The organism is Nocardiopsis lambiniae, assembly GCF_031845465.1.
In the GTDB taxonomy this organism is placed as follows: Bacteria; Actinomycetota; Actinomycetes; order Streptosporangiales; family Streptosporangiaceae; genus Nocardiopsis; species Nocardiopsis lambiniae.
This window is the reverse complement of record NZ_JAVREP010000006.1, coordinates 247,725-262,145: the sequence shown is the minus strand read 5'-3', so window position 1 is coordinate 262,145 and position 14,421 is coordinate 247,725. Positions and strand designations below refer to the sequence as shown.

The following is a 14,421-nucleotide window of genomic DNA, read 5'->3' as shown; positions in this document are numbered from 1 at the left end:
TCGTTTCCCCTCGGGGAAACGGACTGCGGCCCAACCGGCGAGCACACCCCAAGTGATTACACTGAGTGTGCAATCATTTACTAAAAGTGCTGTCATGCGGACACGGAGAGACCTCGATGGACACCGACGTCCCCGGATCACCCGGACCGGAACTCAAGGAGTACACCGCGCTGCTGCGCCGCCGGTGGCGGCTGGTGGGCGCGGGTGTGCTCGGCGGGGTGGCCCTGGCCCTCGCCGGAGTGTTCGCCGTTCCCTCCACCTACACCTCCTCGGCCGCCGTCCAGGTACTGCCGACCGGCATGGCCGAGTTCACCGGCGAACGCTCCGGGCGGGTGGCCGGTGACGTCAACCTCGACACCGAGGCACAGGTCCTGCGTTCCGAGGAGATCTCCTCGGTCGCCGCCACGCTCGTGACGGAGGCCACCGGGACCACCGTGAACGCCGACGCCATGCGCGAACACGTCGACGTGACCGTCCCCTCCAACAGCAACGTGCTGGAGATCCACTACACCGCGCACTCCCCCGAGGTCGCGCGGGCGGGCGCCGCCGCCTACTCCGACGCCTACCTGGAGCAACGCCGCCAACGGGTGGACGACCTCATCGGCGGCCACCTGAAGGCGCTGCGCGGAGAACGGGAACGGCTCGAAGGGGAGCTGGGCGAACTCGTCTCCGTCACCGGGGCCTCCGATCCCCGCGCGGAGGCGCTGCGCCAGGAGATCAGCGGCGTGGGCGCCGGTATCGGCCCGTTGAGCGCCCTGCGCGAGACCGTCGAACCCGGCCGGATCATCACCCCCGCCGGACTGCCCGAGCGGGCCTCCTCCCCGAACCCGCCGCTGTGGGTGGCGGGCGGTGCCGCGCTGGGACTGCTGGCCGGACTGCTGGCGGCCGTGGTCCGCGACCGCCTCGACCCGCGCCTGCACGACACCGAGGAGATCGAGCGCATCGGCGGGCTGCCGGTGCTGCTCGACCTGTCCCCCGGCTCCCCGCGGCGCGGCGGACGCACCCCCGGTCTGCTCGGCGAGGACGACCGGGGCGGTCAGCGGGTCCAGTCCCTGGTCCACCTGATCCGCGCCGGCGGCGGTGACGCCCCCGTTACCGCCCCCGAGGAGGAGGGGCCGCGCGCGGGCCGGGTGCTGATGGTGGCGGCCACCACGCCGGGACGCGCGGGCGCCGCCGCCGCGGTGAACCTGGCCGCCGCGCTGGCCCGGACCGGCTCGGAGACGCTGCTGGTGTGCGCCGACCCGCGTTCGGACACCGTGGGCGAACTCCTCGGACTGCCCGAGGGCCCGGGACTGGCCGAGGCCCTGGTCGACGGCGAGAACCCCGCCGAACTGGAGGTGCGCCCGCAGGCCGCGCCGCGCTTGCGCGTACTGCGCCACGGGCGTCCGGGCGTCGCCGCGCCCGTGCAGGACACGGGCATGACCGATCTGATCGGGCTGTTGCGCGAAAGCGCCGACCACGTGGTGGTGGCCGTGCCGCCGCCGAGCGAGCGCGCCGACGTCCACGCGGTGGCCGGTTCGGCGGACCTCATGCTCCCCGTCGTCGAGCTGGACCGCACCCCGCGCGCCGACCTGACCGGGCTGCTCGCCGCCGCCGACCGGTTCGGCCTCGACGTCCCCGGCGTCGTCGTCCTGCCCCGGCAACCGCTGCCCGGCCCCCTGCCGCCGTCGACCCCGGCGAGCGCCGTCCCGGCCTCGGATGAGCACGTCACCGCGGCGGGGACCGCCCGGACCGAGGAGACCCCGGCGGAATCGGACACGCCCGCGGAGACCGTGGAGGACCCGAAGGCCGTGGAGGACCCGAAGGCCGTGGAGGACCGGGAGAGCGTGGAGGACCCGGAGGACTCCGAGAACCCGGAGGCTCCGGAGGCTCCGGAGGACGACGAGATCGTCACCGTGCCCGCCGACAGCGCCACCGGGACTCGACACTGATGGCGCGCCACCCGTCGTCGGCCCGGACCGGTGTGTCCGGGCCCGGTGGTCCGGTGCCCGGAGGCGGAACGACCGTGATGTCCCCCGTCGCCGAGGGCCCGGCCGCGACAGGCCGCCCCCTGGTGTGGCTGTTGGCCGGCTATCCGCTGTGGTGGGCGTTGGGACTGGGCCAGTTCGCCTACTGGGTGTTCGCCGTCCCGATGGCCGTCGAGCTGATGCGCCGACACCGGACGGTCGGCCTGCGCGTTCCTCCGGCGTTCTGGCTGTGGGCCCTGTTCCTGTTGTGGTCGCTGCTGGGCCTGGTGATGGTCCCGTTGGAGATGGCGGGCACCGTCCCGGGCAGCGGCGGGTACGGCGGAGCGCTGCTGCGGATCACCAACTACCTGGTCCTGACGGTGCTGCTGCTGTACGTCGGCAACCTGACCGAACGCGAACTGCCCACCCGCGCGGTGGTGTCGGCTCTGACGGTGCTGGGGCTGGTGACGATCGCGGGCGGGTATCTGGGGATGTTCGCCCCCCGTTTCGAGTTCACCGCTCCCCTGGAGTACCTGCTCCCCGGCCGTCTGTCCGCCGACCCCTTCATGCAGACCCTGATCCATCCGGCGTCGGCCCAGGTCATGGACATTTTCGGCTACGACTCTGCCCGCCCCAAGGCTCCGTGGGAGTACACCAACGTGTGGGGGTACATGATCTCCCTGCTCCTGGTGTGGTCCGCGGTCGCCCTGCTCGCCCCCGGACGCTTTCCCCTCCTCGCGCGCTGGGGGGTGGCGGCGGCCATGGCCCTGTCCGTGGTGCCGATCGTGCATTCCCTCAACCGCGCCCTGTGGGCGGGGCTGGCGCTGTCCCTGCTCTACGCCGGATACGTCGCCGTGCGCCGGGGTCGGGTCGTCCCGGTGGCCCTCTGCTCCCTGGTGATCGTGCTGGCCCTGGCGGTCCTGGCCGTCTCACCGCTGGCCGACGTGGTGCGGGCCCGGGCCGACAACCCGCACAGCGACGACGGCCGGGCGGCGACCAACGCCGCGTCCGTGACCGCCGCCGACCTGTCACCGGTCCTGGGCTGGGGCACCACCCGGGAGACCCTGGGCAGCTCCGACTCGATCGCGATCGGGCCCTCGCCCGACTGCCCCGGCTGCGGTCAGCACGTCATCGGCAACGCCGGTCAGTTGTGGATGACGCTCATCGCGAGCGGCTGGGTGGGCACGGCCCTGTTCCTCGGTTTCTTCGCGGCGACGGCCTGGCGGTACCGGTCGGCCGTGACGATCGCCGGCCGGGGCGCCCTGCTGACCGTGCTCCTGTTGTTCTGGTACATGTTCTTCTACGTCGCGTTGATGTCCCCGCTGGCCGTGACCATGGTGGCCGTCGCCCTGCTCTGGCGGGACGAGGAACCCCTGCTCCGCCGACGGACCGCGCGCACGGGCGGGGGGTCCCGATGAACGGCGAGACGACCTATCTGACCGACCTCGCGGCGGTGCTGTGGCCGTGCGGCGGTCTCCTCGGACACGGGGACGCCGGAGTGCGCCGCCGGGGCAACCAGTACCTTCCGGTGCCCAACGCCTACGATCCCCGGGTCATCCTGCCCGCGCACAACCGGTCGGCGGCGACCCGGGGCATCGCCTCGTTCTCCCAGGGGCACTCGCTCAAGGAGCGGATGCGCACCCTGTTGCTGACCGGCGCGTTCGCCACCGGGATCGCCCCGCTGCTGTTGCGCGACCGCCTGTACGTGGGCGCCGGCCCCGGTATCGAGCACGCGCTGGCCGCGGCCCTGGACCGCGAACTGACCATCGCCATCCACGTCGGCCCACCCCGGGCCAACCGCAAGCCCGTCCTGCTGCTGCTCACCCCGGCGGGACGCACCATCGGCTACGCGAAGGTCGCCGTCAACGACCTCACCGGCAGGTTGGTGGTCGCCGAGGCCCGGGCGCTGCGCCTGTTGGCCGACGCCCGGATGCGCGACGTCACCGTTCCCCGTCTGATGTACGAGGGCGAGTGGAACGGTCGTCCGCTGCTGGTGCAGGAGGCGTTGCCGGTCGGCGACCAGACCGACCGGCCGACCCGGCGGCAGCTCCTGCGCTGCGTCGCCCAGATCACCTCCCTGGTGGAGGTCCGGCGGCGCCGGTTGTCCGAAAGCCCCTATCGTCGCGCCCTGGAGGAAAGGATCGTGGCGCTGGGGACCAGGCCGGAGACGGCGCCGCTGCGGGCCGCGCTGCGCGGCCTGCCCGACGTGCGCATCCCCTTCGGGGCCTGGCACGGCGACCTGACCCGGTGGAACATCGCCGGCACCGCGCGCCGCTCGTTCGTGTGGGACTGGGAGCGCCTGTCGTTGGACGCGCCCGCCGGTTTCGACGCACTCCACTACGACCTCAACGAATGCGTCCAGGCCGGGGTCCACCCGGGTGTGCACCGGTGGCTGGAGAGCGGAGCCCGCCTGCTGCGCGATCCGTTGATGTCGGAGCTGGGGCTGGCGTCGCACACGGTGTCCACGGTGATGGCGCTGTACCTCATCGACCTGGCCACCCGCTATCTGCACGACCGGCAGGACGAGCTCGGCGTCCACCTCGCCGCCGTGGACGACTGGCTCCTCCCCGCCTTGGAAGGCCTTCAGGAACGCGCCACGCACGAGGCCGCCCACACCGGTTGAGGGCGGCCGTCCCACACCCGAGTACAACCTCCGAAATGAGTCGATGTGATGCCGGAGAACACCTTTCCCTCCCTGCCTCGACGGCTGGCCGGTCCGGCGCGACGGGCGGTCCTGCCGCTCGTCGACGCCCTGGGCGCGGTGACCGGCCCCGGCCGCGCCCTGCCCGACTTCCTGATCTGCGGGGCGCAGCGGAGCGGGACCACCTCGCTGTTCAAGTCCCTGTGCCGCAACCCCGCCGCGACCGGACCGGTCCTGCGCAAGGGGGTGCACTACTTCGACACCGGTTATCACCGGGGAGCGAACCGGTACCGGGCTCACTTCCCGCTGCGCGCGTCGCTGCGGGCCCGTGGGGAGGCCCCGCGGGTGCGGGCGTTCGAGTCCAGCCCCTACTACCTGTTCCACCCGCTGGCCGCCGAGCGGATCGCCCGTGACCTGCCGCGGGTGCGGGTGGTGGTGATCCTGCGGGATCCCGTCGAGCGGGCCTACTCCGCCCACGCGCACGAGCACGCCCGGGGATTCGAGACCGAGCCGTTCGCCCGGGCGGTGGAGCTGGAGCCCGCCCGCCTGGCCGGCGAGGAGGACAAGCTGAGGGCCGATCCCGGATACGTGTCGCACTCCCACCAACATCACGGGTACGTCGCCCGGGGCCACTACGTGGACCAACTGCGGCGCATGGAGGGGCACCTGGGCCGGGACCGGATGTACGTGGTCGACTACGCCGACCTGTTCGACGGGACCGATCGGGAGTTGCGTCGGATCGAGGGGTTCCTGGACCTGCCGCCGGGCCCCGACCGGGCGCCGGGGCGGCACAACGCGCGCAAGAGGACCGTGATGCCCGAGGGGCTGCGCGCGGAGTTGACGGAGCGGTTCGCCGAGAGCGACCGGCGGTTGGCCCTGTGGTGGGGACGGACCCCCTCGTGGCGCACATGACCGACGTCGCGCGACGGAGCGACCCCGTGCTGGGCCGTGTCCTGCGCGGCGGCGTGATCAACATGGCGGGCGCGGTGATCGGCGCCGGGCTCAACCTGGCCCTGATCGTGGCGATCACACGGGCGTTCTCGCAGGAGGCGGCGGGTCTGCTGTTCTCCGCGACGTCGGTGTTCCTCATCGCCGCGACGGTCGCGAACCTCGGGGCGCCCGACGGGCTGGTGTACTTCATCGCCCGGATGCGGGTGCTGGGACGTTCCGGGGGCGTGCCCCGGTTGATCGGGATCGCGGTGACCCCGGCCGTCCTGACCGCGTGCGCCACGGCCGGGGTGATGGCCGGGTTCGCCGAGCCGATGGCCGACATGGTGGGGACCGACGACGCCGCCGTGTACCTGCGCCTGTTGGCGGTCTTCCTGCCGTTCGCGGTGTTGGCGGACACCGCGCTGGCGGCGACCCGGGCCCACCACGACATGGTGACCACGGCGCTGGTGGACAAGGTGGGTCGGCCCTTGGCCCAGGTGTCGCTGGTGGTGGCGATCGCGCTGTCCGGGTCGGCGGGGATGCTGGCGTTGGCCTGGGCCGGCCCCTACCTGCCGGCGGCGATCCTGGCCTGGTTCTGGCTCGGGCGGATCGTCCGCCGGGCCGCACCGCCCGAAGAGGGGGACGGTGGCGGCTCCCCGGTCTCCCCCGCCGAGTTCTGGTCGTTCTCCCTGCCGCGCGCGGTGGCCGGGGTGGCGCAGATGGGGGTGCAGCGCGGCGGCGTCGTGCTGACGGCGTTGCTGGGCGGGCTGACCGGGGCGGCGGTCTTCACGGCGGCGACCCGGGTGATGGTGGTCGGCCAGTTCGGCGCGCAGACGGTGCTGTCGGCGGCCCAGCCCCGGTTCGCCGAGCAGATGGCCACGGGGGACCACGACGGGGTGCGCCTCCTGTACGGGGCGGGCACGTCGTGGCTGATGTGTCTGACCTGGCCGTTGTACCTGACGGCGTTGATCTTCGCGCCCGAGGTGATGGGGTTGTTCGGCCCGGACTACGCGGCGGGGGCGTACGCCCTGATGGTGGTGTGCGCCGGACAGTTGACCGCGTCGCTCCTGGGCATGGGCGATCTGATCCTGACGATGACCGGGCGCACCGGCGTGAACCTGCTCAACAACGTGCTGTCGTTGGCGGTCAACGTGGTGGGGTGCGTCCTGCTGATCCCGGTGGCGGGGGCGACCGGTGCCGCGGCGGCGCTGGTGGCGGCGGTGCTGGTGCGCAAGGGGTTGCCGCTGTGGCAGTTGCGCTCCCACGTGGTGTTGCGCCCGTTCGGGCGACCGGTCCTGGTGGCGGCCGGCGGCTGCCTGCTGTGGTTCGGGGTCCTGCCCCTCCTGCTGGACCGGCTCCTGGGGGGCGGCCCGGTGGCCCTGGTCGCGGCCATCGCGCTGGGAACCCCGGGGCACCTGGCCACCGTCTGGGCGTGCCGGAGGGTGCTGGGTCTGCGCCACTGACCGATCAATACTCTGAGTTATGTAATGATGACATTATGTCTTCGCGACCGGTTCTCCTGGTGGCCTCCAGCGGGGGCCACCTCACCCAGCTGTGCGCCCTCCGCCCCTGGTGGCGGGAGCGCGAACGCGTCTGGGTGACCTTCCGCACTCCCGACGCCGAGGCCACCCTCGCGGGCGAGCGCGTCCACTGGGCCCACCACCCCACCACCCGCGACGTGGGAAACCTGCTGCGCAACACCCGGCTGGCCGCCAGGGTCGTGCGCACCGAGCGCCCCTCCGTCGTGGTGACGACCGGGGCCGGGGTGGCCCTGCCCTTCTTCGTCCTGGGTCGGGCCCGCCGGATCCCGACCGTCTACATCGAGGTCTACGACCGGATCGACACCCCGACGCTCACCGCCCGGCTGTGCCGTCCCTTCACCCGGTTGTCCCTCGCCCAGTGGGAGGAACAACGCGCCTTCATGCCGACCGCCATCACGGTAGGACCGCTCCTGTGACCGAACAGACCACCCGCCCCGCGCCCCGGCCCGACGACAGCGACCACCCCGACATCGTGGTCAGCATCGGGACCGACCATCACGCGTTCGACCGACTCGTGCGCTGGGTCGACGACTACGCCCGGCTCCACCGGGACCTGCGCGTCCTGGTCCAGCACGGGCACAGCTCGACGCCGACGGTGGCGTCGGGGACGCCCTTCCTGCCCGGCGAGGACCTGGGCGGGCACATGAGGGCGGCACGGGTCGTCGTCACCCATGGCGGGCCGGGCACGATCGTGCAGGCGCGCCAGGCCGGCCACCTGCCCATCGTGGTCCCCCGCGACCCCGAGCTGGGAGAGCACGTGGACGACCACCAACTGCTGTTCGTGAGCAGGCTGGAACAGGCCGGGCGGGTGCGCTCCTGCTCCACCTCCCAGCAGCTGACCGCCCTGCTGGACAAGGCGCTGGCGTCTCCCGAGGACTTCCGGACACACCCCGACGACGGCGACGGGGCGGTCCGCGCCGCCCTGCGCGCGGGGGCCCTCATCGACCTGGTCACCAGGGGTTCGGGGACCGTGCCCTCCGAGGACGACGTGCGATCGACGGGGATCCGGCAGGACGCGGTCGCCGACGCGGTGACGCGACCGGCGGAGGGCGCCGAGGGCGACGCGGAGGGGACGGAGTGGCCGGAGGTCACCGTGGTCGTCCCCACGCGGGACCGCCCCGAGCTGCTGCGGCGCACCCTGCGCGCCATCGCCGAGCAGGACTACCCCGGCACCATCACGACCATCGTGGTCTTCGACAACGACCAGCCCGATCCCTCCCTGGCCCGCGCCGACGGGGCCCGGCCCGTGCGGGTGGTGACCAACACCCTCACCCCCGGGCTGGCGGGGGCCCGCAACACCGGGGTGCTGGCGACCCACACCGACCTGGTCGCCTTCTGCGACGACGACGACACGTGGATGCCCGGCAAGCTCCGCGCCCAGGTGCGGGTGATGCTGGAGGAGCCGGGGACCGACCTGGTGTGCTGCGGCATCACGGTGGTCTACGACAAGGTCGAGGCGGTGCGCACCCTGGAGCGCACCAGCGTCACCTTCGGCGACCTGTTGGGGTCGCGGTTGACCGAGCTGCACCCGTCGACGTTCCTGATCCGGCGGCGGGCGATGATCGACGGCTGCGGGACGGTCAGCGAGGAGATCCCCGGCAGCTACGCCGAGGACTACGAGCTGTTGTTGCGGTTGGCCCGACGCGGCCCCATCCGCAACATCCCCGAGACGGGCGTGCGGGTGCTCTGGCACCGCCGCTCGCACTTCTCCGGCCGCTGGCGGACGATCTCCACCGCCCTGCGCTGGCTGTTGGAGCGCTACCCGGAGTTCCGGCTGGTGCCGCGCGGATACGCGCGGGTGGCCGGTCAGATCGCCTTCGCCGAGGCCTCCGCCGGACGACGCCGCGACGCCCTGCGGTGGATCCGGACCACCCTGCGGGCCCGCCCCGCCGAGGGGCGGGCGTACCTGGCCCTGCTGGTGGTGCTGGGGGTGCCCCCGGGCTGGATCACCCGCGCCCTGCACCTGCGGGGCAAGGGCGTCTGAGGAACACCCGGCGCGGGCGGCGCCCGCGCCGGGTGCCGGGCGCCCGTTCAGTTCGTGCCCCTGCCGCCCGCCGCAGGCCGTACCGCCCGGTAGGTCAGCCCGCGCAGGGCCACCTCGGCGGGGCCGCGCAGACCGCGTCGCTCCATCACGGCGGCGACGGCCACCGTCGCGGCCCAGACGGCGACGCCGAACAGCATGACCGACCAACTGGACAGGTGCGCTCCCAGGCCCAACCCCCAGGCCGCCAGCAGTGGACCCCATGCCAGGGACTGCGCGAGGTAACCGCTCATGGACCGGCGGCCCAGCGCGGCGATCCAGTGCACCGGCCCGGCGGAGGCCGCCGCGCGCCCGGACAGGCGGTGGGCGATCAGCCCGAAGATCCCCGCGTAGCCGACCCCGGTGAAGATCCCGGCGAGAAGGTGCAGGTTCACCAGCGCGACGTCCGGAGCGATGTCGACGACCCCGGTGTGCTGGAGCGCGAGTGCCGCGCCGGTCGTCCATCCGGCGGCGACGCCCCACAGCGCCAGGCGGCGCAACAGCACCAGGTGACGGCCGGGTTCGTCCAGGAGCCGGTGCCGTGCCGCCAGTACCCCCATCAGGAACACCGCCGGAAGCGCCATCCCGAAGAAACCGCCCACCAGCGTGTAGAGCCAGGCGGACAGGCGTTCGACGACCGAGACCGGGTAGTCCGGCTCGGCGATGCTGAGCCGCTGCTGATCGGCGAGGCTCACCTCCGCCAGTGTCGGGACGAGGAGCGAGCCCACGATGTTGAGCAGGGCGGACACGGCCGCGAGCCCCAGCAGGATGCCGATCCAGACCTTCAGCGTGCGATCGGTGCGGCCGAAGAAGAGCGGCACCATGATCAGCCCGATCAGTCCGTAGACGCCGATGATGTCGCCCTGCCAGAGCAGCGCCGCGTGCACCGCCCCGAAGGCGATCATCCACAGGTGGCGCCGGCGCAGCAGGCGTCGGACCGCGAGGGGGTCGGTGCGCCTGGCCGTCTGGCGGGCGTACATCTGCCCGATCCCGTAGGCGAAGAGGAAGCCGAACATGGTGTACACGCGGGCGTCGACCACGATCAGGGTGAGCGCTTGGGCGATCTTGTCGGCCGTGTTCCCCACGACGGGATGGACCCCGATCGCACCGGTGGGAGCGGTGTAGAGGAAGTAGGGGACGTGGGCCAGCGCGATGAGCAGCAGCATCATGCCCCGCGCCAGGTCGGGGGCGAGGGAGCGTTCCGACAGTGGGGTCGAGCGGACCACGGTGTCGGACCGCACCCCCCGCCGCCGGTGACGGTGTTCGTCCACGGCGTCGTGGGCGTGGTCGGTCATGTCGGGTCTTTCCTCTCCTGGTGGGGCGGGTGCGCGGGTCAGTTACCGGCCGCGTCGAGCAGCCAGTGGTAGCGCAGCCGGAGTCCGCGTTCCATGCCGGCCACCGCGGCCCCGAACCCGAACGCGAGGTTGAGCCAGAGCGGCAGGTGGATCGGTGACTCGAAGCGTCCGAAGCGCTCGACCACCGGCGGAATACCGGCGATCGGTTCGAGGAGTTGGAGGACGTTCAGTCCGACGCCGATGACGAGCAGCACCACGGAGACGGCCCCGACGCAGCGGCTCACCACCGGGTGCTCGCGGTCGAAGCGCAGACGGCGGCCCACCGCCGACCTCGGATCCGGAACGAGCCGCTGATCCGCCCCCTCGGCGGTGACGTAGTGGGCGCGTTTGAGCCCGAACCCGCTCAACGCCACCTCGATGGTGCCGCCTTCGACGGGGAACCCGGCGGGGAGCGTGGACTCGGCGCGGTGTGCACCGTCGAGGTAGAGGTGCGCCTTGCCCTCGTCTCCCCCCTGCCTGCCCCAGTGGCGGACGTCGACGGTGTACACCGACCGGCGTCCGCCCTCGCCGACGAGGGGGAGGTGGAACAGCTTGCGTCCGGACAGCAGCTGCCACCAGCGGAAGGGCCGGAGAGCACGACCGTCCCCGGGTCGAACGCGTTTCGCGGCTCTGCGCCGCTTCCATTCCGTGAGCACGTCCAGCCCTCCTCATCTGCGATGACAGCCAGACCAATACACTGTATTGGTCTTATCGCGGTGATAGTATCACACTGTACTAGCACGGTGTATTGGAAGGACGTCATGGAACAGAAGCCACCGGAGGGCCTCGGCAGCCGGGACAGGATCCTGTGGGCGGCGGCGACGATGCTGGGAGACGAGCCCGGCGCGGCGTTGAGCGTGCGGTCGGTCGCGGCGCGGGCGGGCGTGAGCACGGGGTCGCTGCGACACCACTTCCCGACACAGCGGGCCCTGATGGACGCGGTGCTCGCCCTCGTGTACGACATGGTGCTTCCGAACGACAGCATCCACGACCGGTCGATACCGGCCAGGGAGCGGCTCACCGCCTCCCTTCAGCGCGTACTCGCGCCCGTCGGGGCCGAGACCGACGCTCGGCGGTCATGGCTGCTGGCCTTCGAGCGCTATGCCTCGAACGAACCGACGGAGGCGGCCCGAGAGGAGTACCTGGCCCTCGAACGGGAGATGCGGCGCCGCATCGAGTACTGCCTGACGGTCCTCCAGAACGAGGGCGCCCTCCCGGAAGGCGACAACTCCCGTCGGGCGAGGTTCCTGATCACGGTGGTCAACGGGCTCTCGATCGCCCAGGCCATGCCGGCCGAGGAGTCCCGCCTGCAAACGGAACTCGATGTACTGCACACCGCCGTCGACAGCGTTCTCAACGCCCGGACCCGAGGGTAGGCCGCCGAGCAGGGCGTACCACCCCGTGTCGCCGAGGGACGGGGCGCCCACACCCTCGGCCGCAACGTCGTCGGGTTCAACACGGGTGCGCGGCCCCCCACTCGTCGCTCGGCCACGAGACGACCTCGGTCGAGATGCGCAAGAGGCTCGACCGAGGTTCGGGGCCGTTTCCCATCGGCGGCGAGGTCGTGCGGACGTCGGCGTGACGGTTCCGCCGGATGACGGGGCGGCGGATCATGCCGCCCCGTTTCTCACACCGCCGAGCGTCGTTTCCACGAACCCCTTACCCCATCCGGTCCAATGCGAAATATTTTCATTTCCTCAATGACCGAATAGCACTTTTGCAACCATTGGTCGGAAAAATTCTCAGACCGACCTCTACCTGCACAAACACCGATCAGAAAAAGTTTTCCGGCGCTACTCACCCGTAACCGGCCCTGTCGTCTTTCCCATCCCCTAATCTCTGCTTGGAAACCACGACCGAACACAGAGACCCCGCGACGCCTAGTTGAGCGCCCGGGGTCGTGGCCGGCAAATCACCCCTTCAAGCAAAGGATTGCCGGTGTGAGCCAGTCTAGTGCCGGGCTTTTGAGTCGCGCCCCGCACATACTCGAAGTACCGTCCTCCCCTCCCCGAGACCGCCACTCGCGGTCCTCCCTCTTCGGACCGCGCCGCAGGTCGAACCGCGTACGCCGGTACGCCGCGAACCCGGCACCGGCCCGGCGCACCACCGTCCGCCTCCCGACCGAACGCGCCCACGCGCGCCCTCTCACCCCGGAATGGGCCCCGGCCGAGGGCGGACGGGGCCTGCTCCTCATCGAGGCCACCGCCGCCGTCCAGGGCCACCGCCCGGCCCGTGAGTGCCGCGCCCCGGGCCGCGTTCACCCTGCCTCATGCCCGCTGGACCCGGCGGGCACGGGTACCGCTCACCCCCGGTGCCCGCGTCCGCCTCCCCCCTGTGGAAACGACCGATGTGAAGGAGTTCGATGCCGAGTCGATCCCATGAGATCCCGTTGCGGATCGTGCAGAACCGGCCCGAGATGGTCCCGGTCCTGCTGCGCGAGGCGCTGGGCTACCCCGTGCCCGAGCACACCGAGGCGGTGTTGACCTCCTCGGTGCTGACCAACTGCGACCCCAAGGAGTGGAACTCCGACGGAGCGGTCCTGCTGCGCGACGGCGACCGGCCCGTGCTCGCGGTGGTGGTGGAACGCCAGAATGACCGCGACACGGAGAAGCACTTCAGCTGGCCCGCCTACTTGGCCACCCTGTACGGGCGGCTGGAGTGCCCGGCGGTGCTGGTGGTGCTGTGCCCGGACCAGGCCATCGCGCGGTGGTGCGCCCATCCGATCGAGATCGGGCATCCGGGGTTCACGCTGCGGCCGTTGGTGATCGGCCCGGACGACACCCCGGTCATCACCGACCCGGGCCAGGCCCGAGAGCTGCCGGAGTTGGCGGTGCTGTCGGCCTACGCCCACGGTGACACGGACCCGGGGGTGTTGAAGGCACTGGTGGAGGCGTTGGATTCCACCGGTGGAAGGAACCGTCCGTTCTACTATGACTATGTACTGGCCGGCCTCAACGAGGCGGCTCGTCAGGAGCTGGAGGGCTTGATGTCCGTGGAGACCTACGAATGGCAGAGCGACTTCGCCCGCAAGTACGTCGGCATCGGCCGCGAAGAAGGCCGTGAGGAAGGCCGGGAAGAGGGCCGGGAAGAGGGACTGGAGAAGGGCATCGCCGGCAGCGTGCTGCGCATCCTGACCAAGCGCGGCCGAACCGTCTCCGACGAGGTCCGCACCCGCATCGAGTCGTGCAACGACATCGACACCCTCAACTCTTGGGTGGACAAGGCCCTCGACGTCGACCACGCCGAAGACCTCTTCGACTGACCCACACCGACCACGCACCCGGGGTGACCTCCGAAAGAAGTCACCCCGGCACGCGCCCTCCCGGTGGGCGATGGGTGCCCGGGCGGGCGTCGTCATCACCGACACCGGCTGAACGCTCAGGTCGTGGGCGCCCGGTCCACGACCACGGCGGCGTCCGGCCAGGCGTCGCGGGCGACGAGGTGCGCCACGAGGGCCCCGATGTTCCACGCGTCGTCCTCGCCCCGGTGGTGTCGCCCCTCCAGGGGCAGCCCGGCGACCTCCAGGGCCCGGGCCATGCCGGGCGCCCGCTTGCGCATCCCGTGGACCTCGGCGAAGACCTTCTTGGCGTTGACGTGGCGAACGCCGAACGGATAGCCGACCCCGGTCATCGCGCACTGGCGCTCGAACTGTCTGCGGTCGTAGTCACCCCAGCTCGCCCACGGACGTTCGGCCGCGCCGTGCTCATCGGCCAGCCAACGGCAGGCCTCGGCGAAGCCCACCCCGCCGGCCGCCATCTCCGGGGTGATCCCCGTCAGCTCGGTGCAGAACGGGCTCACCTCGGAGCGCCGCGGCCGGACCAGCACCCCGTGCCTCCCCCTCCGCTCACCCGAGGCGGCGTCCACCACGGTCAGCCCGACCTCGATGATCTCGTTGGCGGAGCCCGGGGGCGGCGGCCCCTTCCAGCAGGTCGCCTCGACGTCCACGATGTTCCACAGGTCGGTACTCATGGAGCGGATTCGACCACGGGACACCCCGCCCCGTCACCGG

General features: G+C 71.8%; 12 protein-coding genes. 9 read left to right on the top strand and 3 right to left on the bottom strand.

The window, feature by feature from the left end; genetic code table 11:
* Positions 1–116 precede the first annotated feature (116 nt).
* The 7 genes from RM479_RS11920 (at position 117) to RM479_RS11890 (ending at position 9,042) form a co-directional block, all read left to right on the top strand.
* The gene (locus RM479_RS11920) at positions 117–1,931 is read left to right on the top strand and encodes a Wzz/FepE/Etk N-terminal domain-containing protein (protein ID WP_311511774.1); all 1,815 of its coding nucleotides are present in this window, start codon (positions 117–119) and stop codon (positions 1,929–1,931) included.
* A 77-nt stretch (positions 1,932–2,008) separates the two neighbouring features.
* Positions 2,009–3,364 (top strand): O-antigen ligase family protein, encoded by a 1,356-nt coding sequence (locus RM479_RS11915; protein WP_311511773.1) that lies wholly within the window; start codon positions 2,009–2,011, stop codon positions 3,362–3,364.
* Positions 3,361–4,569 carry an aminoglycoside phosphotransferase gene (locus RM479_RS11910; RefSeq protein WP_311511772.1) on the top strand — a complete coding sequence of 403 codons (1,209 nt, stop codon included), beginning with the start codon at positions 3,361–3,363 and terminating at the stop codon, positions 4,567–4,569. Before RM479_RS11915 ends, RM479_RS11910 begins: the two co-directional genes overlap by 4 nt.
* A gap of 48 nt (positions 4,570–4,617) precedes the next feature.
* Positions 4,618–5,499, top strand: coding sequence for a sulfotransferase domain-containing protein (locus RM479_RS11905; protein WP_311511771.1), 882 nt, complete (start codon positions 4,618–4,620; stop codon positions 5,497–5,499).
* Positions 5,496–6,980, top strand: coding sequence for a lipopolysaccharide biosynthesis protein (locus RM479_RS11900; RefSeq protein WP_311511770.1), 1,485 nt, complete (start codon positions 5,496–5,498; stop codon positions 6,978–6,980). The genes RM479_RS11905 and RM479_RS11900 overlap by 4 nt, the downstream gene beginning before the upstream one ends.
* Before the next feature lie 35 nt (positions 6,981–7,015).
* Positions 7,016–7,474: a UDP-N-acetylglucosamine--LPS N-acetylglucosamine transferase gene (locus RM479_RS11895; protein WP_311511769.1), complete on the top strand. Its 459-nt coding sequence runs from the start codon at positions 7,016–7,018 to the stop codon at positions 7,472–7,474.
* Positions 7,471–9,042: a glycosyltransferase gene (locus RM479_RS11890; RefSeq protein WP_311511768.1), complete on the top strand. Its 1,572-nt coding sequence runs from the start codon at positions 7,471–7,473 to the stop codon at positions 9,040–9,042. Before RM479_RS11895 ends, RM479_RS11890 begins: the two co-directional genes overlap by 4 nt.
* Before the next feature lie 47 nt (positions 9,043–9,089).
* Here the strand turns inward: RM479_RS11890 and RM479_RS11885 are convergent, their stop codons facing one another.
* Together RM479_RS11885 and RM479_RS11880 are read right to left on the bottom strand one after the other, a co-directional pair.
* Positions 9,090–10,373: a DUF418 domain-containing protein gene (locus tag RM479_RS11885; protein ID WP_311511767.1), complete on the bottom strand. Its 1,284-nt coding sequence runs from the start codon at positions 10,371–10,373 to the stop codon at positions 9,090–9,092.
* Positions 10,374–10,411: 38 nt separating this feature from the next.
* Positions 10,412–11,068 carry a hypothetical protein gene (locus RM479_RS11880; RefSeq protein ID WP_311511766.1) on the bottom strand — a complete coding sequence of 219 codons (657 nt, stop codon included), beginning with the start codon at positions 11,066–11,068 and terminating at the stop codon, positions 10,412–10,414.
* Positions 11,069–11,173: 105 nt separating this feature from the next.
* Here RM479_RS11880 and RM479_RS11875 point away from each other — a divergent pair, with 105 nt between their 5' ends.
* On the top strand, positions 11,174–11,788 hold the full coding sequence (locus RM479_RS11875; protein ID WP_311511765.1) for a TetR/AcrR family transcriptional regulator: 615 nt from the start codon (positions 11,174–11,176) through the stop codon (positions 11,786–11,788).
* Between the two features lie 986 nt (positions 11,789–12,774).
* Positions 12,775–13,674, top strand: a complete 900-nt coding sequence (locus RM479_RS11870) for a hypothetical protein (RefSeq protein ID WP_311511764.1) — start codon at positions 12,775–12,777, stop codon at positions 13,672–13,674.
* A gap of 116 nt (positions 13,675–13,790) precedes the next feature.
* Here RM479_RS11870 and RM479_RS11865 read toward each other — a convergent pair whose 3' ends face one another.
* A complete protein-coding gene (locus RM479_RS11865; protein ID WP_311511763.1) occupies positions 13,791–14,381 on the bottom strand; it encodes a 3'-5' exonuclease in 591 nt (196 codons plus the stop codon).
* Between the last annotated feature and the right edge of the window lie 40 nt (positions 14,382–14,421).

Coding starts and splice junctions, on each gene's coding strand:
- RM479_RS11920 (WP_311511774.1), top strand. CDS start 117: ATGGACACCGACGTCCCCGGATCACCCGGACCGGAACTCAAGGAGTAC.
- RM479_RS11915 (WP_311511773.1), top strand. CDS start 2,009: ATGTCCCCCGTCGCCGAGGGCCCGGCCGCGACAGGCCGCCCCCTGGTG.
- RM479_RS11910 (WP_311511772.1), top strand. CDS start 3,361: ATGAACGGCGAGACGACCTATCTGACCGACCTCGCGGCGGTGCTGTGG.
- RM479_RS11905 (WP_311511771.1), top strand. CDS start 4,618: ATGCCGGAGAACACCTTTCCCTCCCTGCCTCGACGGCTGGCCGGTCCG.
- RM479_RS11900 (WP_311511770.1), top strand. CDS start 5,496: ATGACCGACGTCGCGCGACGGAGCGACCCCGTGCTGGGCCGTGTCCTG.
- RM479_RS11895 (WP_311511769.1), top strand. CDS start 7,016: ATGTCTTCGCGACCGGTTCTCCTGGTGGCCTCCAGCGGGGGCCACCTC.
- RM479_RS11885 (WP_311511767.1), bottom strand. CDS start 10,373: ATGACCGACCACGCCCACGACGCCGTGGACGAACACCGTCACCGGCGG.
- RM479_RS11875 (WP_311511765.1), top strand. CDS start 11,174: ATGGAACAGAAGCCACCGGAGGGCCTCGGCAGCCGGGACAGGATCCTG.
- RM479_RS11870 (WP_311511764.1), top strand. CDS start 12,775: ATGCCGAGTCGATCCCATGAGATCCCGTTGCGGATCGTGCAGAACCGG.
- RM479_RS11865 (WP_311511763.1), bottom strand. CDS start 14,381: ATGAGTACCGACCTGTGGAACATCGTGGACGTCGAGGCGACCTGCTGG.